The organism is Nocardia sp. NPDC041819 (genome assembly GCF_055590505.1).
This window is the reverse complement of sequence record NZ_JBVJAP010000006.1, coordinates 109,313-135,635: the sequence shown is the minus strand read 5'-3', so window position 1 is coordinate 135,635 and position 26,323 is coordinate 109,313. Positions and strand designations below refer to the sequence as shown.

The window sequence follows — 26,323 nt, the reverse complement described above, 5'->3', positions numbered from 1 at the left end:
CGAGCGCGACGCAGCGGGCACCGGCGGGGTGTGGCGGCCGTGCGGCAACGGCCTCGCACCGAGCTACCGGATTTGCTCACAGCGCTCGGAGTCCGGATCGGCCCGATTCATCGAGTGAGGTGAGCAGGATGTCCAGGCCCCGCGTTCGAGTTCGGCTTCGCCGTCGTAGGCGGCCAGGACGGGCGCGAGTTCGCGCAGCAGTGGGAACTCCGCTATCGGTAGGCGATGCAGACCGAGCCGCGGTACGTCGTCGGTCTCCTCGGGACGCTCCACGTTCTTCTGCAACTCGTTGAGAACGTGCCCGTACCGGAAGCCGAACACCGCACGGTAGACGTGCAGCGCGTCGGCGCCGGAGAACCCGGTACGGGTGAGCAGCTGGAGGATCTCTTCCCACAGGCGGATCACCGCATACGGCCGCAGCCCCAACGGTGTGGCCGACGGCCCGGTTACCGGCAACGGCACCACCCGCGGATACGCCGGCGCCAGTCGCCGGAAATCCCGGGCGAGGGCGCGCAGTTGCGTCGCCCAGTCCGGGGCGGCGGGATCGACCGACAGCTGCGCCAGCACCAGTTCGGTCACCCCGTCGAGCACAGCCGCCTTGTACTCTCGTAACAGCGGACCTACCAGCGGGGGCCAGATCCTCGAGGACGGGGCGGGGTCGCTGCCGCGCAGGTGATCGGCATCCGGTGGGCCGCCCCTCACGAACTCTGCTTCGCCTCCTATTGGATGATCGTCGCGCAGGATTGAGCCGTTTCCGCCGGACGGCGGATACGCGTCGACACGATGGCGGGTCGAACAGGGGCGCGCTACCTGAGTGGGCCGACACACCGGCTGCCATCGTCAGTCAGATCACTATGCTCGCGCTATGGCCCTGATGGTGCATCTGACGCCGGAGAAGAACGCGCGGCGAATCCGCCGTGCGGGCATCGCGGCGAACGGCTTTCGTCGCGGAGTGTTCTGTATGCCGGTGATGCCGTCCTACGTGCTGTCGCATCAATGGTTGCGCGAATTGCGCCGCGGCGGACAGCGGCTGATCGTCGCGGTGGACTTCCGGATTCCCGACGACGAGCCGTCCTCGTCGGACACTACGGTGCAGCGCAGACAGAATTGACCGCTGCTGAGGCCGTTTCGGTCATTCTTCGCGCCGGGGACGCGCGAGGGTATGAGATCCTGGTGCCTCGCGCGATCGTACCTGTCGAACTACGTCGAATCCGGCGCGTGCGGCAGGTAACGGGGTGGCGGTATCAACCGAACGCTCATGGTCGACGTCCTTGCGCCTGTCCGGCGTGCTTGGGGCGCGGTGAATTCAAGGCCGCTGACCTTCGTCGCCGGTTCGCCACAGACGAGCCGGAGTCGACCAAACCGCAACTGCTGGCCCGATTGCGTGAGGCCGACAACGACGACGATCTGATCGACGCCCTCTACGGACTGGCTCGAAGGAGTCGCGGCGACGTCGTTGACGTCGCACACCTGATCGATCACCCCAACCCGGAAGTCCGTTGCGGCCTGGCATCCGCCTTACGCCGGTACCGCGGCAGCGAGGCGCGGGCACTGCTGGCGCGGTTAACCGCAGATCCTGATTCCGATGTACGCGACGCGGCTGCGCAGTGACGGCTGCCCCCGGCGGACTTGTTCTCCTACAGAAGGATCAGCGAATCGGCAACGGCCGCGTGAGAAGTTGGTGATATGGCGAGGTCTCCGATAGTCGGTTGAACGACCAAGCACAACCGGAGACCTCTTGAACAGCGTAGCGGCAACGCGCCGTGCGGATCTGACCGATGCCCAGTGGGCGAAACTGAAACCGCTGCTGCCTGCAAGCCGGACAACGGGTTCCACCCAACGCCACCGGGCTTGTGAAACGCTGCCTATCGTGCGCCGTCGAGGATCAAGCGGGCGAGCGTGTCGGGGTCCTCGAGCATCGCGAGATGCCCGACTCCGCGAAGGTATTCCAGCTCGGCACCCGGCACCGCCTCGTATTGGTGCGCCGATGCCGGGTCCCAGCGAGGGTCGGAATCCCCGAAGATCACGAGGAGGGGCTTTACGGCGTGGATGAGGCGCTGGGGCACGGGCCGCGTGGCGATGTAGTCGACGTTGGCGGCGAGAATCGCGCGGAAAGCGCGATAAGACGTCCTGCGCATGTCGGCCACAGCCTCGTCGGGCACCGTGATCGGGGCCGCCGCAGTCGCTGCCAGTCCGCGCCGGATCATCGAATCGGTACGGATCGCCCACACGAGCGGCCCGAAGGGTGGCGAGGTGAGCACCCGGATGATCGCCGGCTCGGGGAGAAGCGCTTCGTGACTCGGCCCAGTGCTGACCAGGACCAGTTCGCCGACCAGGTCTGGACGACGCTCCACGAGGGCGGTAGCGACATACCCGCCGCTGGAGTGACCGACCACCCTCAGATTTCGGACGCCGAGCTCGTCCAGCGCCGTCGCCACCCGATCCGCTTGTTGTGCAACGGTGTACGTCGGCACCGGCTCGGACCGGCCGCATCCAGGAAGGTCGATCGTGATCACCCGATACGTCGTGGCGAGCGACGGCACCACCGGTGCCCACGTCGAACCGGTTGCGCCCGAGCCGTGGATGAGTAACAGGGGCGGTGCGGCCGGGTTCCCGACGATGACGACGTGTAACCCGCGGACGGTCGTATCCTCGTATGTCCGGGTAGGACTCGGTTCGCTCATGCCGGCAGTTTCGTCGCGGGCTCGTCACGCTGTATTGAACGAATGTCACGTTATCGCGCTCCGGCTAGCCTTGGATCCATGACCGTAACGGGCCGATTCGACTGGAGTGGGGTCGACGTCGCTGTCCCGGTCGGACTACCGACTCCGGGAGTTCAGATCGCGGGTTTCCGATACCACGAAGATGCCCCCGTCGACATCACGATTATCCCGCATCCCCTGGTAACGCTCCTGCTCGATCTCAGCGAGCATGGAGTCGTCTACGACGTTCTCGGGCGCCGGGTCACGGGGAACGTGATCGTCGGCCTGCATGCCGGCGCTGTAAACATCACGAGCGCAGGGGTCGGGGACGTCCTGCAGATTCGCATGTCCCCCGTCATCGCGGCAGCGATCCTCCGGGACACCGACATCATCGGCGGCGCCGTGACACCGCTGCCGGAACTGTGGGGCAGCTCCACCGCCCTTTTGACCGAGCGACTCCGTTCGACGCCGTCGTGGGACGACCGGTTCACGATCGCCGCCGCGTTCCTTCGAAGCCGGGTCCCTCGCGGGTTCGGTGTCGCACCCGAGATCGCGTACGTCTGGGACCGGACCGTCCGCACTAGAGGCCGGCTCCGCATCGAAACCCTTGCTGCGGAAACCGGCTGGACCCGCCAGCGACTCTGGTCTCGCTTCCGGACCCATATCGGAGTCTCGCCCAAGCATGCGTCCGAACTCGTCCGCTTCGACCATGCCGCCCATCTCCTAGCGGGAGGGCGCCCGTCTGCGGAGGCCGCCGTCGAGGCCGGCTATGCCGACCAATCTCATCTGCACCGTCGAACCAAGGCGATTACCGGTATGACTCCCACCGCCGTCGCGAGGGCGCCGTGGCTCACGATCGATGAAGTCGCTTGGCCGACGAGATGATAAGGCGTATTCGTCGGCGGCCAACCGTGCTTACCTGCGGCGCGCGGGATCAAGGCAACTATCCCGATCAAGGTGGATCAGGCCGCGCATCGCGTGGCGAAGGGCAACGCCGGTGGACGGCCGCCGGCGTTCGACCGGCGCCTCTACAAACTTCGGCACGCCGTGGAATGCACGATCAGCCGCCTCGGCCCTCGCTCAATCGGTCGATCTCGAACACAGCGCCCTCCCTGCTGACCCTCCGAACACTCACCCCCTCAACGGATCCCGCGTCACCTCACACCGACACACCGGCGGCGGCCGCGACACCGAAAGATCACACCGCAGACCGCCGCGAGTGACGTTGTGTATCGACGCTCCGCCGGACACCGACAAATCTGCCGGACCGGGCCGGTCAAGCGCCGCAGCCCCGCACGGCTACCGCACTACTCTCATCGGCAGTGACAAGGCTGCGTGGCCCTGGGATGGTGCCGAGCGGTTGGCCCCGCAACCGGACAGTACCGTTGCGCCGCGCATATAGCAGATACGCCGCTGTGCCGGCCTCGGTCGGCTCGTGCAGGTGTCAGACAGTCTTGATGGTGCCGCCGTCGATGACGAAGTCCGCCCCCACGATATTGGCAGACTTATCGGAAACGAGGAAGGCGATCAGTGCCGCGACCTCTTCCGGCTCGGAGATCCGGCCGGAGGCGATATTGAAAATATCACCGAGGTTCTCCAGTAGTGCGGCATGAGAAATACCCTGTGCAGCAGCGACATTTGTTCCGAAACTTTCCGGACCGCGCCACAGCGGACTACCCACCACACCGGGCGATACGGTGTTGACGCGCACCCCGTGCGGGCCGAACTCGTCGCTGAGTCGTTTGCTGAGGGCAGTCAGCGCAGCCTTTGCCTCGCTGTAGCCGATCGGGCCGGGGGTAGGGGTTTGGGCGAAAATCGAGGAAATGTTCACAATCGATCCACGCCGTTGCAGTAGGCTAGGCAGCGCTGCCCGGGTGGCCCATACGGCGCTGAATAGATTGAGGTCGAAGAGATTTCGCCACTGATCGTCGGTGACATCGAGAAAACCGCCCAGCCCCAGCAGATCCGCATCACCCGCGCCCACGTTGTTGACCAGGATGTCGATGCCGCCGAGCTCGGCGAGTGCACCGTCGATCAGCCGCGTCGCTCCTTCCGCAGTGCTCAGATCAGCTGACACCGCAGCGATGCTTACCTTTTCCAGTTCAGGCGTGATGGTGCGGGCGCCACCGACGACCCGCACGCCTTCGGCAGTCAATGCCTCGGCGATGGCCAATCCGATACCGCGGCTCGCTCCGGTGACAACTGCTGTCTTGCCGGTCAATTCGAGATCCATGCAGATTCTCCTTCCTGCACTGCCAGTCGAAGGCAGCCGGTGCCGGGCTCAGCCGCACCGTCGCTTCGGGTCGGCCCGGGGTAGGCCGGGCAGCATGCGGGGATGATATCCGATCATTTCGATCGAGATCGGCAAATCCGAGCGAGACACGTTGAGACAGAGCATAATTCGGCACATCGGGTTGTCAGCGGTGTCGACGACGGTCAGCCGGGCTCTCTAAAAGCAGCGCCACGTAGTCATCCAGGGTCAACCGTGGTTCCAGGTCGACCACTCGGTCGTGGCAGTAGGTGCGGCTCACGGCGCTGACTTGTGCCACAGGTGATCGGCACTGCGGCCGGGCCGGGTGTGTGGGCGCGGATGGCGCCGATGATGCGGGTTGCCCAGTCGATGGGCCGGTCGTGGCCCAAGAGGTGGGACAGACGTTTCGCGCGAGTGCGGCGCTCGGTGCGGTCGAGGGACAGGGCGCGGGCCAGCGTGGTGGTGAGGTCCTCGAGGGAATTCGGGTCGGTGAGCAGGGCGGCGTCGCCGAGTTCAGTTGCGGCACCGGCGTAGCGGGACAGCACCAGCACCCCGGGCCGGAAGCCGGGTCCGGTCACCGCCGACTGAGCGGCGACGAATTCCTTCGCAGTCAGGTTCATGCCGTCCTGCAGGGACGTTACCCAGAACACGTCCGCGGCCAGGTAGTGGTCGATCACCTCCGGGAGCGGCAGATTATGCGGGATGTAGTCGATTGGTTGCCAGCTGCCGACACGCCAGGCGTCGTTGATCTCGGTGGTGCGTCGTTCGAGAGTGCGGCGAGTGGTGTCGTATGCGGAGATGCCTGGTTCCGGTGGTGGGCAGACGAGCCGGAACACCAGTCGGCCGTGCAGGTCCGGGCGGTGGTCGAGCAACGCCGCTATGGCGTCGACTTTGTGTACGGGGGCTTTGGTGTAGTCGAGACGTTCGACAGAGAGCACCAATGCGTGTCGGCTGGGTCGTATGCGCGAGGCGCGGCTGCTGGCGAGTGCTTCGATGGCTGGACGGTCGATACCCAGCGGATGGACACCCAAGGCCGGCAGTGTGGGCTGGCCGACCAGGGTTTGTCGAAAGTTGTCCGCGAAGGCATCGGTGTGAAAGCCAGCCCAGTCCAAATGTCTGAGCGAGCAGAGGATTTCGTCTGCGGCGGGCAGGGCGGCGAACACCTCCGGCGGTGGGAACGGCGTGTGGTGGAACAGTCCGACGCGCAGATCGGGTCGGATCCGGCGAAGCAGGCCGGGAACGAGCCAAAGGTTGTAATCGTGTAGCCAGACGGTCGCGGCGGGTGCTGCTCGATCGCCTATGCGCTCGGCGAAGCGCTGGTTGATCACACGGTAGTGGGCCCAGTCCGCAGCATCGAAGCGCATCCGGTGCGGCTGGGACATGAGGATCGGCCACAGTGCTTCCTTGCATGCGCGATGGAAGTAGCCGCTCCATTCGTCGGCGGTCACCGGCAGCAGTGATAGTGGAGCCTCGTGCTCGCGTGTGTCGACATCGTCCTCGCCAACCCGAGCGGCGACCCAGATGCCCGGCAGCCCCTGGGCGAATAGGGCGGTCAGGCTGGGTAGAATCCCGTTGGGGCTGGGCGGTGATCGTCGCTCGGCGCGGGGCAGTGGTGGTCGGTGATAGCCGACTACCAGGCAGGACCGGTCGTCGGTGCGGTTGTCCGGTGCGACCCACCCCAGCGCGTGCAGCGCTGTGAGAATCCCGCCCGCGCCAGGCTGTTCGGGGCGATGGACGCGTGGATTGGGGGGAACGGTCCGGTAGAGGGCGGCCTTGGGGCCGCCGACTATCACGCCGTGCGCGCCCAGTTGGAACAGCGATACATCGTTGAGCGAATCACCGGCCACCAGGACGCGATCCATTGACCAACCGAACTTTTCGGCCAGCGCCGCCACGGCGTTGCCCTTCGATGCGTTGGGCGGCATGACGTCGAAGTAGCGGTCGGCGGAGTACAGCCACCGGCAGCCCAGCGCGTGGACAGCGGCGGTGAGTTCTTCGGTCAGCTGGTCCGGTGCCAAGTGGTACGAGCAGCGCCCGTCTTGAGCCACCCGCTGGTACGCCAGTTGCTCGAAGCGGATCAACGCTTGTCGAACTCGTTGTGTCCCAGGCCATCCGGCACGAAGTTGGTCTTGAATATCCCCGATGGGCTGCAGGTTGGTGCCGTCGACGACGGTCGCGCCGACATCGGCGATAATCCAGCATGGTCTCGGCACCAGTGGGTTACACAGCACATCGGCTACCGACGCCACGCCGCGTCCGGTGGCGAAAACCACCGTCACTTCCGGATGGCGGGTAAGCGCTGCACACAGTCGCCGCTGGTCGACGATCTCCCCGCCCAGCAACGTACCGTCCAAGTCGGTGACCAAGATTCTCATCACCAATCCCAAGCTAACACCCACAGCATGAATTCTTTGCCCGCCATATTCATCCGACCGCCCGCATCCGGCACCCACGCCGGTACGGTCATCGGATGGACACAGACGAGCCTGGTCGTCGGGAAATTCTGGTGGTGGGAGCCTATTTCGTGGACCTGATATTCCACGGGCTTCCCGAGCCCATCCGACCCGGCCGTGAGGTCTTCGCAGACGGGTTCACAATGATGCCCGGTGGCGCCTACACCCTGGCCATCGCCGCGCATCGACTCGGGCACGATGTTGTGTGGGCGACCGACTTCGGCACCGACCCCTTCAGCGCCCATGTCCTTCGCGCGGCACGCGCGGAGGAATTGGACGAGAGTGCCTTCCGGTATCAGCCGAACCCGCTGCGCAGTCTGACCGTCGCCATGTCCACGCCGGAGGACCGGGCGATGGTCAGTTTTCAGGACCCGAGCTCCCCGCAACCGCTCCCGTCGCTGCTACGGCAATACCGACCACGTGTCCTGATGGTGCCACAACTACGCTACGACGCCGACACGGTAAGCGGGCTGGAGCTCGCCCGCCACCTCGGCATCACCGTGGTGATGGACTGCCAAGACGTCGGCGTCGATGTCGGCACCCCCGGAGTGCGGGCCGCGCTGGCTTCCACCGATGTCTTCGCGCCCAACGCCGAGGAAGCACTGCGGCTGACCAGGGCACCGACCATTGATGATGCGATGTCGCGGCTGAACGAGATTGTGCCGACCGTGGTGATCAAACTCGGCAGCGCCGGTGCCACCGCAACACAAGACGGCAAACGTTTCGACGTTGTTCCCCAACCTATTTCGGCTCTGGATACCACCGGCGCCGGTGACTGCTTCAACGTCGGTTTCGTTCATGGCCTGCTCGCCGGATGGCCGCTGGCGACATGCCTTGCCGCCGCCGTGGCGTGCGGAACGGCAGCGGCCACCGGCCTGGGGTCCGACAGGGCTCCGGGGACCGCCGACCTCGAGCGGTGGATCGCGCGAACCACAATATCGAGTCGCGCGGCTGCGGAGCGCGAACAACGCTGACCAACGGTTCAGCCTCCCGCAACGCAGTGAAATGCGTCGCATACCGCGAGCTGGCGGGCGACATGCGCCCGGAACATCGCTTTTCAAGAGGCTGTAGCTGGCACCGCTTCGCTGGGCGAGCGAGCGTCTTCCTCACGGCAAATACAAAGGACCTACAGGGAGCGACAGCGGTTTAAGGGACCGCTGCCTCGAACCAGATCGGTGAGGGGAACGCGATAGCATCCGGCGCGGGACGAGACAGATGCAGAGCAGTGTGGAAGACCGTCGGTCTCTTTCCCCTGCGGGTCCCCACGGACACCGCGGCCGCCTCGAGTGCGTACCGCCGCTCCGAGGCGTCGGTGAATCGACGTTGCGGAAATGTGCGTGAGGCAGCCTTCTCAGTGACCAGGCCCTGTGAGGCAGAGCATTCGGCGATTTCCTGATAGGGGGCCGGTACGCAGCACGAATGCCGCGACCCACATCGGCTCGTCGGCATTGGACAGCAGCGGCCGGAAGCTGCGCGCGGACAGGCGGGAGCTGCTCGTTGGTGATGCCCGGTGCCAAAGTCCTGGATACCAGGACGCTGGTACCGAAAAACGGGACTCGATCGGAGAATTGTCGATCGGGTGCGCGCACCGCCGCCACATCCGGACGAGAACCGAGGACTTCTATGATCACGCTGAATGACTTCGACCCCCGAACCCCATTCCTGGGACAACTCGCCGAAGAAGGGGGGCGGCCGGTGATGATTGTCAATACCTTTGTCGCGCCCCCGGACGGCATCGATGCGGTGATCGAGGTATGGCGAAGGGATTCGGAAGTGATGAAGACGTATTCCGGTCTTGTTTCCGCGCAGCTGTACCGGGGCACTGGTGGCAGTCGGGTGCTGACGAACGTCGCGGTATGGGAGTCCGCTGAACGTCTCAAGGATGCTTTCGCCAGCCCGGAATTCCAACAACTTCTCCCGCAGTATCCGGATGGATCCGCGTCGTATCCGCACCTCGTTCGGCCGGTTGCCGTGTCGGGGATCTGCGCGGGTGCTCCTTGGGGGTATTCGTTCGATGCCTCGACTGACCGTGCCGCGGGCAGCGTATCGACGATCGACTTCTTCGAGCTCTGCCCGGAAGTGACCTTCAAGTCCCAGCTTTCGGCAACCCACGGCCCATTCACGCTGCTCGATATCGTTATCGCCCCTGAGGGCGGTGTGGACACTGCCATTGCTGCGTGGCGCGAGACCACTCGGTTCATGCGACAGCGCGCCGGACTCCTCCGTGCAGACCTCTACCGCGGATCGGCCGGCAGCAACGTGTTGATCAACCTGGCGGTGTGGGAGTCCGCTGCAGCGCTGCTCGAGGCGGTGGAAAATCCCGGGTTCGCCGAGGTGACGGGTGGCTACCCGCCGGGGTGCACGTGCACGCGCCAAGCGATAGCTCCTGTCGCAGTCGCCGGAATCTGCGTGTCCTGACATCATCTGTCAGCGGGGCGGCTTGCGTTCGGGACTGGTCACGAGACGCCAAGGCAAATGCCTGAGCACAGGTCGAGCATGAGCGAAGGAATGTTTGTGCTCGACCGCCCGGGGGTCAGATCATCGCGAGGGCAAGGCGGCTGACGCGCCGATCCTGGGCCGGTTGCGTCGCTGGGCGGCCATGGCCCGCATTGTCCGGCAGGGGGTTGCGCGGGAATGGTCGACGTGTGGCCAACTGGGCACATCGGACGGAAGCCCCGTGCCCAGTTGCCGCCCGCCCGGTGAGCGTGATGTCAGCGCTTGCGGCCCATTATCGCGTTGTAATCCTGCGAGTCGATGATCTCGCGTCCGTCCACGCTGAATTCGAGGAGTACGCGCCACAGCATGCGGACCTGGTGATCGGCCCACAATGCTCTGGTCGGTGTGATGCGATAGAAGACCTGTTGGCCTTGGTCGGGCAACTTGACGTTGTCGTACATCGATGAGTCGGCGAGCCAGGGGAATTGGGCGAGGCTCAATTGCACGGCGTGCTGGATCTCGTCGGCATCGGTGACCAGCGTGGCGCGGCCCTGCATTTGCAACGAGCGGGTCAGGCGGCGCCCGGCGTATCCGTCATCCGGCAAATCGCTCACGACGTAGCTGACGTTCGGATTGGCCTGCAGATAGGCGTGCTTGCGGTTGTACTGGAATGTGTGAATGTAGGCAATGAGCCCGTCACCGGCGATGTGCATGGCCGCTGCCGAGGGGAAACCGTCGGCATCGATCGTGGCCAGGGTTGTGAGCTCCTCTGTACGCAGCAGCTCGGCGATCGTGTCCCGGATCTGTTCGCGGGTGGGTTCGGCTTTCATGCGACGCGAACCTCCGTCGCGGCGGGACCGATCAACCGGGTTCTCGGGTCGAAGTCATGCAGCACGATCATCCAGGTCTCCTCTTCGATGGGGTGACTAACTCCGCCCATCGTAGAAATTCCTTCCTGGAAATCGGTATGCACGTCCTGATATTCAGGAGTCGCGAAGTTCGAGCTGGCGTGAGATCGCCGCGGCCGCGTCTTTCACTGCCGACTGGACATCGCGGAGCCGAGTGCGGGGCACGCGGGCGGCGAGGGCGGCGACGCTGACCGCGGCGCAGACCGAACCCGCGGCATTTCGTACTGGTGCGGCCACGCCGAGGATGTGGGGGTCGAGTTCGCCCTGCGACACCGCGATTCCGGCTTCGCGGATGCGAGACAGTCGTGTGCGCAATGCTGCGGGATCGGTGAGAGTCTTGGTGGTAAAACGTTCGAGCGGGGCTTGTTCCAGTACCGAGGTGACCTCGTCGGGGTCGGCCCAGGCCAGCAGGACTTCGGCCGCCGCGCCCGCGTTGATCGGCAGGACCTGGCCGCGCTCATAGGAGAGTCGAACCGCGTGCTGGGCTTCGACGAGATCGAGGCAGACCACCGAGCGACCGGAGCGTCGGGTCAGCAGCACCGTTTCGTCGACATGTGCGGCCAGCATCCGCATCACCGGCAACGCGGCCTCGGATAGCCCGAGGCCGGCACGGGCGAGGCGAGCGAGTTGAAAGATCCTGGGACCGAGACGAAATCCGCCGGGGGTTTCCTCGACGAATCCATTGCTGGACAGACTCTGCAGGTACCGATAGCCGGTCGAGCGGGCGACGCCGAGTCCGGCGGCGACTTCGGTGCCAGTCCATACCGGCTTCTCGGCCGAGAACAGGAGCAGGATGTCGAGCGCGCGATCTGCCGTGGAGTTGCGTTCCCGGTAGGTGCTCGGTGCGGCGTTTCGTTCGGTCATGGACACACGCTAGTCACCCGAATGGTGTCCTGTAAAGCAGGATGTATGTGCCGCTATATAGGATGTTGAATCTACGGTGGGTTGTGTAGCAGCAGCGATGGATCTCCCATACGCTCGGCATGGTTGAAGGAGGCCCATGGAAGACCCTAGGTACGCGGTGGTCCAAGCCAGTCACGCGTTGGCCGCCGCGGGGCTCGGCGACATGGTCTGGGGGCATGCTTCGGTGCGTGACCCAGGCGGTGACGGGGTGTGGATGAAGGCATCCGGGTGGGGGTTCGAGGAAATCGATCTCGATACGGTCGTCCTGGTCTCGCCGACCGGTGAGGTGCTGGCGGGGTCGGGGCGCCGGCATCTGGAGTTCCCGATCCATACCGAGATCATGGCTGCCCGGTCAGATGTCGGCGCGGTGGTGCACACGCACGCACCCGCACTTGCGGCCTTCGCTTCTCTGGGGTGTGAGCTGTTGCCGATTTCGCACGACGCGGTGCCCTTCGCGTGCCCGCAGGTGCCCCGATTCGAGGAAACCGGGGCGCTGATCGCGACGACGGAGTTGGGGCGCGCACTTGCTCGCGGGCTGTCCGGTGCCAACGCGATCCTGATACCCAACCACGGCGCGGTGACGGTGGGATCCGACATCGGTACCGCCGTCATGTACGCCGTGCTGCTCGAACGCGCCTGCCGGACACAGCTTCTTGCCGCGTCGGCGGGTGGCCCGGCGGTGTGGTCTGACCAAGCGGAGACGGAGTTCAAACGCGAGCAGGTCTGGAACCATGCTCAACTCGATGCTGGATGGCGATACCTGATCAGGCGGAGCGAGGCGGGGCGGCCGGATTCAGGGCTGTGAGCCGAGCGCTTCGGCGAGCGCGCGCAGGTCCGGCAGTGCCGCAGCGATGCGGGCGCGGGACTGCTCGCTCAGCGTCGCCAGCGCATCGGAAACCCCGGCGTCGAGACGATCGGCGAGTTCGGTGCTCGCGGCTCGCATCTTGGCGGTGGGATGGAGTTGGATCACCCGGCCGTCCGCAGGGTCGGCGCGGCGGTCGAGGAATCCGTCCTTGGTCAGGTTCGAGACCAGTGTGCTGACATTATTGGCCTGCATGCGCAGTGCCTCGGCGATCTCGCGGACGGTGATGCCGGGACGGCTATCGACCAGTTTGAGGACCTCTACCTGGGCGAGCGGCCGTGGATTTTCGCCGCGGGGCGTTCCCTGACTCTGTCGGAGTGCTCGATGCAGCGTCCAGCTCGTTCGGGTGATCTCGGCCGGCAGGTCGCCGTGGTCGGTGGGAGGCACACCCCAGTTTACCTCTAGTGGTAGATCATCCCCCCTCGCGATGTGTCCTGCGTTACAGGATGCTGCTTTTGTTATGCAGGACGCCATCGTAGCGTGGCGCTCATGCCGATAGATTCCATCGCCGCCCTCGCCCTGACCGACAGCGGCCGAGCCGCGCAGCTGGCGCCGGGGATGTATTCGATGGCACTGCCCCAGCCCATCGGTGTAGCCGCGGTGATCGTTCCCTGGAACTCGCCGATCATCCTGGCGGTGCGCTCGTTCGCGCCCGCGTTGGCCGCGGGTTGCACCGTCGCGATGAAGATGCCCGCGCAGACCACGCTGACCAACGGGCTGCTCTACGAACTCATCGCCGAGGCGATGCCCGCCGGTGTCGTCAATGCGTTCACCGAGTCGGGCAACACTGGTGCCCCAGTATTGGTTTCGGACCCGAACTCCGATGTGATCAGCTACACCGGCTCCACCGTGGTGGGGCGCGCCATCATGGCGGCCGCGGCCGAGCGCGTAGACCGGCTCGTCGACGAAGCGGCCGGATACGCGAAGGTACTGGTCCGCGGCGGGCTGGTCGAGCCTACCGGCACGAGCGCCTTCCTCCGTCCCGCGCTGATCGAAGTGGCCGACGTGACGATGCCGGTGGTGCGGGACGAGACCTTCGGGCCCGTAGCGACTTTCGAGATCTTCGATACCGAGCTCGACGCGATCGAGCGCGCCGACGCCACCCAATACGGGCTGGCCGCCTCGATCTGGACTCGGGATGTCGATCGCCCGATGCGGGTCGGACGCCGGATCGACGCAGGCACCGTGTGGACCAATACCTGGGGCGTCATCCACGACCAGATGGAGGAAGGCGGCTTCAAGCACAGCGGTGTCGGCAGGCTCAACGGACACCGAGCGATCGAGGAGTTCCAAGAGATCAAGCACATTGTCCACCAGGGCAACTGAGAACCGTTCAAGCGAGGATCAATGCTCAATCCAGATCACGACGTGGTGATCGTCGGCGCGGGACCGGTCGGGCTGGCCACCGCGCGAATGCTCGCGCTCCGCGGCCATGATGTCGTCATCGTGGAACGCTGGCCGCAACCGTATCCGCTGCCACGCGCAGTGCATTTCGATGACGAGATCGGCCGGATATTCGGATCAATGGACCTGACCCAACAGGTCCAGGCCATCTCGGACCCAGTTCCCGACCATTACGAATGGCGAAACGCAAACGGCGAGGCGCTGCTACGCATCGACTGGTCGGGCACCGGGCCCAACGGCTGGCCCACAGCCAACTTCTTCTCTCAGCCGCAACTCGAACAGGTACTGGCCGACGCTGTCGAGACTATGCCCAACGTCACGCTGATTCGGGGCGCTGAGGTCGTCACCGTCGACGAGCATCCCGGCCGGGTCGTCGTCGGTGTCGCCGATACCGGGCCGGCCTCGGAACAGTGCGTGCCCAGGTCGACCATCTCCCGGACACTGACCGCTCGCTATGTCGTCGGCTGCGACGGTGCCAACAGCCTGGTGTGCAAGCGTATGGGCGCGACGATGCACGATCAGGGCTTCTTCTTCGATTGGCTGATCGTTGACACGATCCCGACCGACGACATCGTCTGGTCGCCGCAGAACTGGCAACTGTGCGATCCGGCACGCCCGACCACGATAGTTTCCGGGGGGAAGGGTCGGCGCCGCTGGGAATTCATGCGGTTACCCGGCGAGGATCCCGCCGAACTCGGCACCGTCGATCGGGCCTGGGAGCTGTTGTCTTCGTGGGGCCGGACTCCGGCCAACACTCGATTGGAACGGCACGCGATCTACACCTTCGCCGCCCGCTGGGCCGATCGCTGGCGCGACGGACGAATGATGATCGCCGGCGATGCAGCCCACCAGATGCCACCGTTTGCCGGCCAAGGCATGTGCTCGGGCCTGCGCGACGCAGCCAACCTGGCCTGGAAACTGGATCGAGTCCTGCGCCGGGTATCGCCGCCGGATCTGCTCGACACCTACACCAGTGAACGAAGCGCGCATCTGCAGCACGCGATCGCGATGTCGGTGGAGCTGGGAAAAGTGATCTGCGTGCTCGATCCGGAACAGGCGGCGCAGCGCGACGCCCGCATGATCGCCGGAAACGCCGATCCCGCAGTGGTATTGCCCATCACGGCGCGTCCCATACTCGGGGCGGGAGCGGTACGAGCGAGCGGGGAACTCTCGGGGACGATGACCCCACAGTTCCCCGTCGCTGTCGATGGCGCCGCGGTCCTGCTGGATGCTGCCACCGGCTACGGCGCGCTGTTGATCCTCGCCGCAGAACGACCAGCTGCCGACCTGCTCGACGAGCCACTGCGCGCGTCGCTGGCCACGGCAGAGGTGGCGGCACTGTCACTGGCAGCCAGCGGCAACCCCGACCTGCGCGATTGCGACGGAGTCTGGACGGCATGGCTGGCTGCCAATTCCATTGCCGCCGTTTTGATCAGGCCTGACCACTACGTGTTCGGCACGGCCGAGGCCATCGAGGGGGCCGCAACCCTGGCGGCCGACTACATCGCCTGCCTGACGACCAGCGTCTCCTGACGCACAAACATCACACAGAGGAGAACAACTGTCATGCGTATTGCGAACTTGCGGGGCCGCGGAGCCCTTGTCTACGGCGAGCGGGGCCAAGAGCGCGCCGTGGAGATCGCCACGGCGTCGGGTGGTCGGTTCAGTGGCGACTTCGCTGAGCTGTATGCCAACTGGGACACCGTGCGGGAATGGGCGGCTGCTCTGACATCCGAAGAGATCGACGGCCACTCGGTCGCGCTGGACCGCTCCGAGTTGGGCGCACCATCACCTGCCCCGCGGCAGGTCTTCGCGGTCGGACTGAACTACCGGGCACACGCGGCGGAATCCGGATTCGATGCGCCCGAGCATCTGCCGCCGGTCTTCACCAAATACGTTTCCAGCTTCAGCGGCCCCGACACCACGGTGACCATCCCCGAAGAGGGAAGTGTGGACTGGGAAGTCGAACTCGTGGTGGTCATCGGACAGACACTGCGGTGCGTCGAGCCGGCGCAGGTGTGGGCTGCGGTAGCAGGGCTGACTGTCGGTCAGGATATCTCCGAACGGACTTCCCAGTTGCGCGGTCCCGCTCCGCAGTTCGGGCTTGCCAAGTCCTTCCCCGGGTTCTCGCCCCAAGGTCCGTGGCTGGTGACACCGGATGAGGTCGCCGATCCCGACGATCTCGCGCTCGGGTGCTCCATCAATGGTGAAGAAGTACAGAAGGGCCGCACCAGGGACCTGATCTTCCCGATCCCGTCCCTGATCGCTGCCTTGTCACAGACGGTCACGTTGTTCCCCGGCGATGTGATCTTCACCGGCACACCGGCCGGAGTTGGCGTCGGCCGCGAGCCGAAACGGTTTCTGCAGCCTGGTGAACGTCTCGATTCCTGGATCGAAGGAATCGGTGCATTGCAGCAAACCTTCGTCGCGACGCGGTAGGAGCCGACATGGCACTGCACGGACTGGGCAAAGTCACCATCGGAGTCCCCAACCTCGCCGAAACCATCAGCTACTACACCGATTTCGGCCTCGATCATCTCGGTGAGGGACGATTCGCAACCCGCGACGGCGGTGAACAACTCCAGGTAGTACACGCGCCGCTGCGTAAGCTGCTCGACCTAACCGTCGCCGCCGACGACAGCGATGACATCGCTTCGGTGGCCGGCAAGCTCGCTGCGATCGGGGTGTCGAGCGACAGGAATCCGTTGTCGGTGCGTGCCGTCGAACCGGTCACCGGCACCGTGGTGCGCGTGCTGGTGCGACCGCGAATCATCACCGAGCCGGCCGTAGCGCCGACACCGTACAACGGCCCCGGCCGCATCGACCGGTGGGGCCGGGCACCGTTTCTGTCGCGAACCGAACCGGTCCGGCCCCGAAAGCTCGGGCACGCGGTGCTGGGGAGCACCGACCTCGCCACGACCATGCGTTTTTTCGTCGACGGACTGGGTTTCAAGGTCAGCGACTACATGGGCGACAAGGCCGCGTTCTTGCGTTGCTCGGTCGAGCACCACAATGTGCTGGTGCTGGCCGCGCCGGTCAACTTCATGCATCACACGAGTTGGCAGGTCGACGACATCGACGAGGTGGGCCGGGGCGCGCAGTCGATGCTCGAAGGCCATCCCGAACGTCACATCTGGGGTCTGGGCCGCCATTTCGCCGGCGCCAACTTCTTCTGGTACCTCAAGGACCCGGCGGGCAACTTCTCGGAGTACTACTCCGATATGGACACAGTGCCCGAGGACGAGCTCTGGAGCCCTGCGGTACTCGAAGGTTTGCAAGGCCTGTACGCCTGGGGTCCACCGCCACCACCGTCGTTCCTGGAACCTGATGACCTGGCCGCACTGATGAGCGGCGCGCACTCCACTCGAGGGTGACTGTCAGTGAATCTGGGTTATTGCCAATGGGTCTGAGCCATGGTCAGCGATGCGGGACCGGACGCGCGTCCAACACATGACGAGCGGCTGGCCTACTGACGCGGCGTCCGTCGCGACATGTCGATGTGACCCCTACGGCTTTGCCGACGAGGTGGTCGGCGTTCCGACCGGGACCGCGGAGCCCCGTACCTCTGCGTGGTCGGGCAGCTCGATGCCGTTGATCGCGCGTTCGACCAGCAGCCCATCGCCACTGGGCGACCGGGTTTCGAGGTAGAGGTCGGGGGTGTCGTTCAGGCGGGCGAGGATTGCGCGGGGCCGACCAGCCAATTCCGCTATCCGCTCGCTGTCCGAGGGAGTGCGGGCCGAGTGCGGGACCTCCTCGAACAGGGCCGGAGGCGGCATCGCCGGGCGGCCACCGCGCCACCGATGCCGACGCGCTGGCTGAACGCGCCGAAGACCGCTTGGTCGCGCGGGGTGAACGACTCCGCGACCAACATGCGCCGCTTAGGTCCCATCTCGGTCGGGCCGAAGCCCAGTTCGGCATCGACGAGGCCGTTGACCACATTGGCGCCGCCAACTCACCGCCTCGCTCGGCTGCTGTGGCTGGTTCACGATGCCGGCCACCACCTGGTCGCCGATGTTCATCGGGCCGTTGGGGACGCCTTTGTCCAGTTTGACCACGCCGAGCATTTAAGTATAGCACTATAGCTATAATATTAGAGTCTTATCGCAAGTGCGAGGTGGCTCGTGCACAAGCGGCCTACGCCCATCAGTGTCCTGTCTTGTAGGACGGAGCTTTTGTAATGCAGGACAACGTGCATAGGGTTGGCCATCGAGTTCGTCCGACAACGGGAGAAGGTGAGGTGATGGCGCCGGTGAAGTCGCCAGACGAAACCGAGGTGGTGATCTGCGGTGCCGGACCGGTCGGTCTGACGGCCGCGGCCCTGCTCGCCGCACGGGGCGTCGACGTGGTCGTGGTCGAACAGAATCACTCGACCAGCGACGAGCCCAAGGCGATCAGCATCGACGACGAGTCTCTGCGGGTGTACCAGCGCGCGGGCATCGTCGAGCAGGTGCTGCCGATCGTGGTTCCGGGCACGGGCACTCGCTACTACGACCGCCACGGGATGCCGCTGTTTCATGCGCGCGGTCCTCGACCGTTCCGTTTGGGGTACCCGTTCAAAAACCCCTTTGCTCAGCCCGATCTCGAGCGCGTATTGGTCAAAGCGCTGGCACAGATGCCCAATGTGTCGTTGCGTTTCGGTGTCGAAGTGACCGGATTCGACCAGTTGGCCGACTCGGTGCGAGTCCACGCTCGCTCCGGCAGCGGCCCGGTGACCATCGACGCTGCCTACGTCCTCGGCTGTGACGGCGGTCGATCGGTGACTCGACTCAGCCAGGGCATCGAGATGACCGGGCGTAGTTACCCTGATGTGTGGTTGGTCGCCGACACCCTCGACGATCCACACACCGAACGCTTCGCGATGCATCACGGAGATCCGGCCCGGCCGCACGTCATCGTGCCCGGGCTCGACGGCCGCTGCCGTTACGAATTCCGGCTCTTCGACGGTGAGGGGACACCCGCCGAGGCGCCGTCATTCGAGCTGATCCGCGCGTTGGTCGCGCCCTATCGCGACTTGACACCGACGCAGATCGAACGCGCGGTGAACTACCGGTTCAACGCGGTCATCGCCGACGAGTGGATGGTCGGGCGTTCCTTCCTGCTCGGCGACGCGGCGCACATGATGCCGCCCTTCGCCGGACAGGGACTCAACTCCGGAATTCGTGACGCGGCGAACCTGACCTGGAAGATCGCTGATGTGCTCGCCGGCAGACTCGCCCCGTCGGTGCTGGCCAGCTACCAGAGCGAACGCGCTGCCCAGGTACAGGCAACGGTGCGGATGTCGGAGCGCATGGGGCGTGTCGTGATGACCACATCGGCACGATTCGCAGACCGGCGCGACGCATTGATCGAGCAAGCACTGGGTACCGAGGAAGGCCGCGCCTACCTCGAGGAGATGCGGTACCGACCCTCGCAGCGCTTCACCGAAGGTTTGGTCCTCGGCGCCGATCGACATGCCGGTGTCGGGGTCACGGTGGGGCAACCCCTGGTCTTCGACACCGCCGACCACAGTGTCGCCCGGCTCGACGACGTGCTCGGCATGGATTGGGCGCTGATCGGCGTCGACGTCGACGAGCAGGATTGGGCAGCGGTGGAGCCGGTAGTCCGGCAGCTCGGAACGACTACGGCGCTGCTAGCGCTGGGGGAGTACCTCCCACGGACCCGAGGTCGGGTCCTGATCGATGTCGACGGGGCAGCCGCCCGCGAATTCGAACCTTATTCCCATCAATTCGTGCTTCTCCGACCAGACCGGGTGGTCGCGGCCGCCTGGCATCCCGCCCGGACCACCGACACGGTGACCGCCATCTCGACCTGGACAGAAAGGGCTTTGAGCCATGGATAAACCACAGCGGATCGTCTTACAGGAACGCGAGGCAGCGGGCACTCTGACCCGTACCACCGTGTCCCACATCGGATTCCGCGTGCCCGATGTCGCCTCCTCGGCAGCGTTCTACGGCCGGGTGCTCGGATTGCAGGTGCACGAGCAGCTGACTGACGGACTTCGCTTGGGCTGGGGCGCCGGACATCACGTCATCGATCTCATCGAAGGCGAGAAGGGGCTGCACCACTACGGTTTCGAGGTCCGCGACCTCGACGGCGTCGAGGGCATCGCCAAGCGGCTGGCCGCCGCCGGTCACACCGTCTCGCCACTGGACCCGACCTATCTCGACGCGGGACGCGGCAACGCCACCGGCATCGTGGTCACCGACCCCCACGGCACACACGTCCACTTCCACACCGCGGTAGCACGCGAGGGCGAGAATGCCGCCGACACCGGTCGCCGACCGATCAAGTACCAGCACATCACTCTGGCCACCGACGATGTGGTGCCGATGGTGGAGTTCTTTGTCGACACCGTCGGATTCCGCATCTCCGATCAGCTCGAGGACGGCCGATTCGCGTGGCTGCGCAGTGACCGCGACCACCACACCCTGGCTGTGGTCAACGTCGGTGCAGGCGGCGACATCGACCACTACTCCTTCGACCTGGCCGAATGGGAGGACTTCAAGGCGTGGTGTGACCGGCTGACAGACGAGAACGTCGATGTCAGCTGGGGTCCCGGTCGCCACGGCCCGGGCAACAATCTGTTCATCTTCTTCGACGACCCGGCGGGCAACCACATCGAACTGTCCGCCGAGATGGAGAAGTTCCACGACGACCGCGTGACCTATGTGCCGCGCCGGTGGAAGCCGATTCCCATTTCCGTGAACCTGTGGGGCGGCCAGCTCGCCTCCTGGCGCAAGACCAGCGAAGGACACTGACATGGCGTACGTGACCTACGAACATCGCGGCGAACGCCGCGTCGGCGAAGTCCAGGGTTCGGCTCTGGTCCCGCTGGACGGCCTCACCGAGATCGGCGGCAACACCACCTCGGAAGCGCTGGCCGACGCCGAACGTGATCCCCATGGGCGAGTCGAGATCGATGCGGTCCGGCTGTTGCCGGTGGTGCCCAACCCGTCGAAGGTGTTCTGCGTCGGGCTGAACTATCGCGAGCACGTCACCGAGACCAAACGTGAGCTGCCGACCTATCCGGTGCTGTTCCCCAAATTCGCCGACAGTCTCATCGGTGCCTACGACGACATCGTGCTGCCGCCGGAGTCGACCCAGGTGGACTACGAGGGTGAACTGGCGGTCATCATCGGCAGGCCCGGCCGTCGCATCGCCGAAGCCGACGCAGCCGAGCATGTACTCGGGTACAGCACGGCCAACGACATCACCATGCGTGACTTCCAGTACAAGACCCACCAGTGGATGCAGGGGAAGGCTTGGCAGGCGAGCACGCCGCTGGGCCCCTCGTTGGTGACGCCGGCCGAGGTCGACCTGTCGACGGCGGGTATCCGCACCGTGCTCAACGGCGAAAAGGTCCAGGAGTCGGATCTGTCGATGCTGATCTTCTCCATCCCCCGGCTGATCGCCGAGATCTCGACCTTCACCACCCTCGCCTCCGGCGACGTGATCTTGACCGGCACCCCCGGAGGCGTCGGCTATCGCCGCGACCCGCAGTTGTTCCTGCGCGACGGTGACCAGGTCAGTGTCGAGATCGATGGCGTCGGATCGGTCCGGAACCTGGTTCGCAGCGAGGTGTTTCCGGCATGAGCACTCGGCCCGCCGAACCCCGGATCGACCGATCGCTGCGACTGCAACTGCAAGGTGATTGGGGCACGGCCAATCTGCACCGGGTGTGTGGCTGGATCTCTCAGGAACTCACCGACCGGGCAGGCCCACATACTCGGGTCGGCATCTGGAACGGCCGCGGGTTTTCCGACAACGTGCGTGCGGTCGGACGCGGTGAAGTCGACATCGCACTGACCACACCTGCCGCGTTCACCGCTGTCGCGCTCGACGGCCGCGGCACCTACCGTGACGAGCACTATCCCGATTTGCGCGCGCTCGGCGTTGTGCCCCAACGTGATCGACTGGTCTTTGCCGTGCACGGCGATCTCGGGGTCACCTCGTTCGCCGACCTGCGCGAGCTGAAACCGGCGCTGCGAGTGGCGACCTCTGTCAACGACGGGGTCAACGCCGTGGGCCTGGCGGCACACGAACTGCTGATCCGGTCGGGCGTGGATGTCGAAGGCTGGGGCGGGCAGTTCCTCGGCGACGAACGGCCCTTCGAATCACTCGATCATGTCCTTGCCGGCCGCGCCAACGCGATCGTGCACGAAGCCGTCATGTTGCCGCACTGGCAGCAGTTCGGCGCCGACTACCGCTTCCTCGAAGTCGAACCCGAGGTGCTCGCCTCATTCGACCGGGACTTCGGGTGGCCCTCCGCCACCGTCGCCGACGAATTCTTCCCCGGTCGCAGCGCGTTCCAGACCTTGGACTTCTCCGATTTCCTGGTCGTGACCCGAACGGATATGGCCGAGGACCTCGCCTATGCCGTCGCCTGGATTCTGGGGGAGACCCGCCACCTCATCGAGGCGCAATACCGGCACCTGCCGCCCGAGCGCAGCCCTATCACCTACCCTCTCGACCCACCGACCATGGGCATCGCCCCGATTCCGCTGCACCCCGGCGCGGCCGCCTACTACCAGGCACTGCCTGCTGCCGAATTCGTTTCCTGACGAGACAAAGAGGTCTCTCCATGAGTGTTGTCATCGAAGACATCGTGACCATGACGTCCGCGGTTCCCCTGCGCAGCATCCACCGCGACGAACGGAACCTGCTCTCCCCACCACACCCGGGCAAGATGCCGATGAAGCTGTGGCGCGACCATCCACCGCTGACGGTCGTCCACTTCCCCCAGCATTACCAGGCACAGCCGTTCGCGCCACCGCGCGGGGTCTACGAGAACGACCAGATCCGCATCGAATGGCAGACGATGGACAATCGCCAGCCCTTCTATCACCGCAATTGCGATGTCGATGAGATCTCCTACCAGATCGACGGCGAACGTACCCTGATGACCGAACTCGGCACCATCGAACACCGACCCGGCGAGTTCTCCCGCATTCCTCGCGGCGTCGCCCACGACAACTACGGACGCAACGAAAGCCATCTGCTGTTCTACGTTCCGGCGCCGGTCACCGAAACAGGCAGCGCTGTGCGCACATCGACGGCAGTGCTGCCACCGTTTCCCGGATGGCAGCCGGCACCGCTCAACGAGGCCGTCACCCAGTGCATGGGTTCACTGGGCCACGACATCACCGTTTTCCCCATCGACGAGCACGCGCTACTCGACCGAGTCAACGACGAACCGGACCGGATGTCGGTATTCGTTGTCGGCCCGGGGTCGAATCCGCTCTTTGCGACCGACCAATTCAAGTTGGGCACAGAGACATTTACGCCCGAGCGGGGCGACGTGCGGCGCTACCGACGCACCCTTGACGCTGACGAGGTCCAGTACCAGGTCAGCGGTGTACGCACACTGGTGACCCAACGCGGGATCATCGAACTCGGCCCGGGCGACTTCGTGCGAATCCCGCTCGGCATCGCCCACACGAGCGTCGGTCATGAGGACGGCGCCTACCTCAGCGTGCTCTCGAATCGCGAACTGCCCCAGGTTGCCGAGACCTCGCGCACCGCACAGACCTGGACACCCCAACATCTCGATGCCCTCGCCGGGGAAAGTAGCTCCCGATGACCATGCTCGCCGCCCGTGCCACCCAAGGCTCGAACACCCTGGCCCTCGAACAGATCCCGATCCCTCAGCCAGGACCACTCGACGTCGTGGTCAAGGTAGTCTCCGCCGGGCTGGCACCAGGCATGATCGCCCTGCTGAAAATGGGTGCGTTCAAACACCTTCCGACGACTCTCGGTCACGAAGCCGCCGGCACCGTCGCCGCAGTGGGCGAGCAGGTCACCGACATCGCGGTCGGCGATCGAGTGCGGGTACACCCCAACCTCAACTGTCGCAGCTGCGACTACTGCCGCACCGACCGCGACATGATGTGCCCGCAACAGGCGATGATCGGGCACGCGGGCTTCGGCACGGTGGCGATGCCTCTCTACGAGCGTTACCACGACGGCGGCCTCGCCGAATACGTCCGTGTGCCGCACTGGCTGATCGACCAGCTCCCGGGCAATGTCAGCTTCGATGTGGCCGCCAAGGTGCACGATCTGGCGAATGTCGTACGGATTTTGAAATGCGCGCAGTTGCCGCTGGGCTCGACAGTTGTCACCACCGCCGCCACCGGGACGATGGGCACCGCGACGATCAAGCTCGCCGAGCACTTCGGCATCGCCCGACTGGTGCTGGTCGGCCGATCCGCCGAACGGCTGGCCGCAGTCACGCCGCTGGCAGGCAAGGTCGAGGTCGAGACTATCGCCCTGGATGAGCTGCCGGCCGATTGGGAGAGCACCGGCGGCCTCACCCGCCGACTGCGCGAGCTGGCCCCGGCCGGCGTGCACGCCGTCGCCGACTATATCCCGGCAGGCGCGGCCACCGGCCAAGCAATGGCGGCGCTGCGCACCGGCGGCACCATCGCCCACATGGGCGGCAACACCACACCGTTGTCGCTGCCGCCCTTGGCGTTGATGGTGAACTGCTGGCGCTTCGTCGGCACCCGCGCCTGCACCCGGTCCGACGCCGAACAGGTCCTGGCTCTACTTGGATCCGGCGCGCTGAACGTGGACGAACTGATCACCCAACGCTTCCCTTTGGCCGACGCCGACACAGCGGTCCAAGCGATGGTGAACCGCAAACAGCCGATGTGGATGACCGTGGTCAACCCCTGAGCAGTCAGTCTCTACGGAAGGCGAAACGCTATGAATATCACACACTTCGGGCATGCCTGCGTTCTCGTGGCGCTCCCGAGGGCGGGCGCCTCGACGCGAATCCTGTTCGATCCGGGTACTTATTCGCAGGGTTTCGAGGACTTGGCCGACCTCGACCTGATCCTGATCACCCACGCCCACCCCGACCACCTCGACGCTCCCCGCCTCGCGGCGCTGCTGGCGGCCAACCCCGCCGCCCAGTTGATCGTCGGCGAGGGCACACTCGCGGCACTGGACAACCCCGACTACCCCGAACAGATGCGTCGACCCGCGCACGTGGCGCAGCCCGGCCAGAAACTGTCGGTGCTCGGCCACGACATCGTGGTCACCGGTGGTGAGCACGCCTGCGTCCACTCGGCGTTGCCCACCTCGGAGAACCTCGGCTATCTGATCGACGATGCCGTCTTCCACCCGGGTGACGCTTTCGATGAGATCGCTGTCGCGGTCGACGTGTTGTTGCTGCCGATCGGCGGGCCGTGGATGAAGATCGGCGAGGGCATCGACTATCTGCGGTCGATCGTCCCGCGCGTCGCGGTGCCGATTCACCAGGCCGGTCTGGCGACCGCACACCAGAACATGCATTGCCAGTTGCTGAAGAACCTCGCACCCGAGGGCACCGAAGTACTGGTCCTCGAACACGCGACCTCGCACCCGATCTCGCCCTAGCGGTGTCCTGACTCGCGGTCGGCCTCGCCAACATCGAGACCGGCCGCGAGCCGAAGCCAGGTCCCTCGGGCTATCGACCGTGCTGAGGCCCCCGCCCGGCGGCCGCAGCATGACGAGAGCCCGGCCTGGCTCGGCCGACGGCGAGTTGTCGACCCTCCTCGCCCGGCCTCCGACCTTCCATGACCGGGTCCGGTCATGGAAGGTCATCCGGCTATTCCCTCTCATCAGGAGACGCCCGATGTGGCGCACTTCCGCCACCGGATCCGTCGACGTCTATGGCGCCTACGCCGCTTACCAGCGTCAGCACTACGAGATCGACCACACGCACTGGGACTGGACCGTCCCTGACAACTGGTACCGGCAAGCGAACTCATGACCGCGCTCCCCAAACCCATTGATGTCGGATGCGCGCCACGGAACCGCCTAGGCCGAAGTGGACGCAGCTGTCCTGGCTGCCCCCCGCCTGCGATGTTTCGAGCCGACCCACACGGCAGTTGCCGAGTTACGGGTGTTCCCAGAACTGCTGGGGACTCCCGCCGTCGCCATCAGCCGCTAGGCAAAACGGGTAGTGAGCTCGGTCGAGATCTCGTAGTGACGCTGAGGAACGAGCGTTCATCGAGTTTTTACGCCGCATCCAGCCAGTCACCTCGGCGTTGTGCTGGCGCTCGCACGATCCGCAGGCGGGCGCGACCGCCGTTTTGCGTGCCTGCGAACTGGCTCTCGGACTCTCCGGACACGACGGTGGCGCAGGCGCCGAGCAGATCGGACTGACGCGGTACCCGCCTAGCGGCCGTACGCAGCGATGGCAGTTCCAGCGCCCATGACCGTGAAACCTTCCGCTCGGTTGCCGTGTATCCAGGCATGGCCGGGGTCTTGCCGCCGCGATCCGAACGTCTGCGCCGCGAGACGACATAGCTCACGACAGTGCCGGTCCAGCCGCCCGGCCGCGGCTCGGGCGAACCACCGGATCGAGCTGGTACATGTTCCGGGGCCCGTACTGGGTCGATTGTGGCCGGTCACAGCAT

General features: G+C 65.4%; 26 protein-coding genes. 18 read left to right on the top strand and 8 right to left on the bottom strand.

Annotated elements, in window-relative coordinates:
- Window positions 1-63: 63 nt before the first annotated feature.
- Window positions 64-702 carry a TetR/AcrR family transcriptional regulator C-terminal domain-containing protein gene (locus ACZ6DL_RS19575; RefSeq protein ID WP_466052898.1) on the bottom strand — a complete coding sequence of 213 codons (639 nt, stop codon included), beginning with the start codon at window positions 700-702 and terminating at the stop codon, window positions 64-66.
- Between the two features lie 163 nt (window positions 703-865).
- On the opposite strand from ACZ6DL_RS19575, the gene ACZ6DL_RS19570 reads away from it, so the two are divergent.
- Window positions 866-1,111: a hypothetical protein gene (locus ACZ6DL_RS19570; RefSeq protein WP_466052896.1), complete on the top strand. Its 246-nt coding sequence runs from the start codon at window positions 866-868 to the stop codon at window positions 1,109-1,111.
- A gap of 179 nt (window positions 1,112-1,290) precedes the next feature.
- Window positions 1,291-1,611: a HEAT repeat domain-containing protein gene (locus tag ACZ6DL_RS19565; RefSeq protein WP_466052894.1), complete on the top strand. Its 321-nt coding sequence runs from the start codon at window positions 1,291-1,293 to the stop codon at window positions 1,609-1,611.
- A gap of 254 nt (window positions 1,612-1,865) precedes the next feature.
- Here the strand turns inward: ACZ6DL_RS19565 and ACZ6DL_RS19560 are convergent, their stop codons facing one another.
- Window positions 1,866-2,684, bottom strand: coding sequence for an alpha/beta fold hydrolase (locus ACZ6DL_RS19560; RefSeq protein ID WP_466052893.1), 819 nt, complete (start codon window positions 2,682-2,684; stop codon window positions 1,866-1,868).
- A 291-nt stretch (window positions 2,685-2,975) separates the two neighbouring features.
- Here ACZ6DL_RS19560 and ACZ6DL_RS19555 point away from each other — a divergent pair, with 291 nt between their 5' ends.
- The gene (locus ACZ6DL_RS19555) at window positions 2,976-3,587 is read left to right on the top strand and encodes an AraC family transcriptional regulator (RefSeq protein ID WP_466052892.1); all 612 of its coding nucleotides are present in this window, start codon (window positions 2,976-2,978) and stop codon (window positions 3,585-3,587) included.
- Between the two features lie 559 nt (window positions 3,588-4,146).
- Here ACZ6DL_RS19555 and ACZ6DL_RS19550 read toward each other — a convergent pair.
- On the bottom strand, window positions 4,147-4,935 hold the full coding sequence (locus ACZ6DL_RS19550; RefSeq protein ID WP_466052891.1) for an oxidoreductase: 789 nt from the start codon (window positions 4,933-4,935) through the stop codon (window positions 4,147-4,149).
- 236 nt (window positions 4,936-5,171) lie between these two features.
- Complete coding sequence (locus ACZ6DL_RS19545) at window positions 5,172-7,406, bottom strand: trehalose-6-phosphate synthase (RefSeq protein WP_466052889.1); 2,235 nt, start codon at window positions 7,404-7,406, stop codon at window positions 5,172-5,174.
- 17 nt (window positions 7,407-7,423) lie between these two features.
- Between ACZ6DL_RS19545 and ACZ6DL_RS19540 the strand changes: the two genes are divergently transcribed.
- Window positions 7,424-8,380 carry a carbohydrate kinase family protein gene (locus ACZ6DL_RS19540; RefSeq protein WP_466052887.1) on the top strand — a complete coding sequence of 319 codons (957 nt, stop codon included), beginning with the start codon at window positions 7,424-7,426 and terminating at the stop codon, window positions 8,378-8,380.
- A gap of 649 nt (window positions 8,381-9,029) precedes the next feature.
- Window positions 9,030-9,824, top strand: coding sequence for an antibiotic biosynthesis monooxygenase family protein (locus ACZ6DL_RS19535; protein WP_466052886.1), 795 nt, complete (start codon window positions 9,030-9,032; stop codon window positions 9,822-9,824).
- A 293-nt stretch (window positions 9,825-10,117) separates the two neighbouring features.
- Here ACZ6DL_RS19535 and ACZ6DL_RS19530 read toward each other — a convergent pair whose 3' ends face one another.
- A complete protein-coding gene (locus ACZ6DL_RS19530) occupies window positions 10,118-10,672 on the bottom strand; it encodes a pyridoxamine 5'-phosphate oxidase family protein (protein WP_466052884.1) in 555 nt (184 codons plus the stop codon).
- 153 nt (window positions 10,673-10,825) lie between these two features.
- On the bottom strand, window positions 10,826-11,614 hold the full coding sequence (locus tag ACZ6DL_RS19525) for an IclR family transcriptional regulator (protein ID WP_466052882.1): 789 nt from the start codon (window positions 11,612-11,614) through the stop codon (window positions 10,826-10,828).
- A gap of 136 nt (window positions 11,615-11,750) precedes the next feature.
- Here ACZ6DL_RS19525 and ACZ6DL_RS19520 point away from each other — a divergent pair, with 136 nt between their 5' ends.
- Window positions 11,751-12,458 carry a class II aldolase/adducin family protein gene (locus ACZ6DL_RS19520; RefSeq protein WP_466052880.1) on the top strand — a complete coding sequence of 236 codons (708 nt, stop codon included), beginning with the start codon at window positions 11,751-11,753 and terminating at the stop codon, window positions 12,456-12,458.
- On the opposite strand, the gene ACZ6DL_RS19515 is transcribed toward ACZ6DL_RS19520, so the two are convergent.
- Window positions 12,447-12,902: a MarR family winged helix-turn-helix transcriptional regulator gene (locus tag ACZ6DL_RS19515; protein ID WP_466052878.1), complete on the bottom strand. Its 456-nt coding sequence runs from the start codon at window positions 12,900-12,902 to the stop codon at window positions 12,447-12,449. The two genes, ACZ6DL_RS19520 and ACZ6DL_RS19515, sit on opposite strands and share 12 nt — an antisense overlap.
- A gap of 102 nt (window positions 12,903-13,004) precedes the next feature.
- Between ACZ6DL_RS19515 and ACZ6DL_RS19510 the strand changes: the two genes are divergently transcribed.
- Genes ACZ6DL_RS19510 through ACZ6DL_RS19495 form a run of 4 tightly spaced genes read left to right on the top strand, consistent with a single transcriptional unit; the run spans window position 13,005 to window position 17,293 of the window.
- Window positions 13,005-13,841: an aldehyde dehydrogenase family protein gene (locus ACZ6DL_RS19510; protein ID WP_466052876.1), complete on the top strand. Its 837-nt coding sequence runs from the start codon at window positions 13,005-13,007 to the stop codon at window positions 13,839-13,841.
- Between the two features lie 42 nt (window positions 13,842-13,883).
- On the top strand, window positions 13,884-15,452 hold the full coding sequence (gene mhpA, locus ACZ6DL_RS19505; RefSeq protein WP_466052875.1) for a bifunctional 3-(3-hydroxy-phenyl)propionate/3-hydroxycinnamic acid hydroxylase MhpA: 1,569 nt from the start codon (window positions 13,884-13,886) through the stop codon (window positions 15,450-15,452).
- A gap of 33 nt (window positions 15,453-15,485) precedes the next feature.
- Complete coding sequence (locus ACZ6DL_RS19500) at window positions 15,486-16,358, top strand: fumarylacetoacetate hydrolase family protein (protein ID WP_466052873.1); 873 nt, start codon at window positions 15,486-15,488, stop codon at window positions 16,356-16,358.
- A gap of 8 nt (window positions 16,359-16,366) precedes the next feature.
- Window positions 16,367-17,293 carry a VOC family protein gene (locus ACZ6DL_RS19495; RefSeq protein ID WP_466052871.1) on the top strand — a complete coding sequence of 309 codons (927 nt, stop codon included), beginning with the start codon at window positions 16,367-16,369 and terminating at the stop codon, window positions 17,291-17,293.
- A 132-nt stretch (window positions 17,294-17,425) separates the two neighbouring features.
- On the opposite strand, the gene ACZ6DL_RS19490 is transcribed toward ACZ6DL_RS19495, so the two are convergent.
- The gene (locus ACZ6DL_RS19490) at window positions 17,426-17,695 is read right to left on the bottom strand and encodes a hypothetical protein (protein WP_466052869.1); all 270 of its coding nucleotides are present in this window, start codon (window positions 17,693-17,695) and stop codon (window positions 17,426-17,428) included.
- Window positions 17,696-18,096: 401 nt separating this feature from the next.
- On the opposite strand from ACZ6DL_RS19490, the gene ACZ6DL_RS19485 reads away from it, so the two are divergent.
- The 8 genes from ACZ6DL_RS19485 to ACZ6DL_RS19450 all read left to right on the top strand — a co-directional run bounded on the left by ACZ6DL_RS19485 (window position 18,097) and on the right by ACZ6DL_RS19450 (window position 25,674).
- Window positions 18,097-19,758, top strand: coding sequence for a bifunctional 3-(3-hydroxy-phenyl)propionate/3-hydroxycinnamic acid hydroxylase (locus ACZ6DL_RS19485; RefSeq protein WP_466052867.1), 1,662 nt, complete (start codon window positions 18,097-18,099; stop codon window positions 19,756-19,758).
- Window positions 19,751-20,677, top strand: coding sequence for a VOC family protein (locus ACZ6DL_RS19480; protein ID WP_466052865.1), 927 nt, complete (start codon window positions 19,751-19,753; stop codon window positions 20,675-20,677). The genes ACZ6DL_RS19485 and ACZ6DL_RS19480 overlap by 8 nt, the downstream gene beginning before the upstream one ends.
- Window position 20,678: 1 nt before the next feature.
- Window positions 20,679-21,512, top strand: a complete 834-nt coding sequence (locus ACZ6DL_RS19475; RefSeq protein ID WP_466052864.1) for a fumarylacetoacetate hydrolase family protein — start codon at window positions 20,679-20,681, stop codon at window positions 21,510-21,512.
- Window positions 21,509-22,480, top strand: a complete 972-nt coding sequence (locus tag ACZ6DL_RS19470) for a TAXI family TRAP transporter solute-binding subunit (RefSeq protein ID WP_466052862.1) — start codon at window positions 21,509-21,511, stop codon at window positions 22,478-22,480. Before ACZ6DL_RS19475 ends, ACZ6DL_RS19470 begins: the two co-directional genes overlap by 4 nt.
- Window positions 22,481-22,500: 20 nt before the next feature.
- Window positions 22,501-23,499, top strand: a complete 999-nt coding sequence (locus ACZ6DL_RS19465; protein ID WP_466052860.1) for a hypothetical protein — start codon at window positions 22,501-22,503, stop codon at window positions 23,497-23,499.
- Window positions 23,496-24,593 (top strand): alcohol dehydrogenase catalytic domain-containing protein, encoded by a 1,098-nt coding sequence (locus ACZ6DL_RS19460; RefSeq protein ID WP_466052858.1) that lies wholly within the window; start codon window positions 23,496-23,498, stop codon window positions 24,591-24,593. Before ACZ6DL_RS19465 ends, ACZ6DL_RS19460 begins: the two co-directional genes overlap by 4 nt.
- A gap of 30 nt (window positions 24,594-24,623) precedes the next feature.
- Window positions 24,624-25,298, top strand: a complete 675-nt coding sequence (locus ACZ6DL_RS19455) for an MBL fold metallo-hydrolase (protein ID WP_466052857.1) — start codon at window positions 24,624-24,626, stop codon at window positions 25,296-25,298.
- 238 nt (window positions 25,299-25,536) lie between these two features.
- Window positions 25,537-25,674, top strand: a complete 138-nt coding sequence (locus ACZ6DL_RS19450; RefSeq protein ID WP_466052855.1) for a hypothetical protein — start codon at window positions 25,537-25,539, stop codon at window positions 25,672-25,674.
- Window positions 25,675-26,323: the final 649 nt, after the last annotated feature.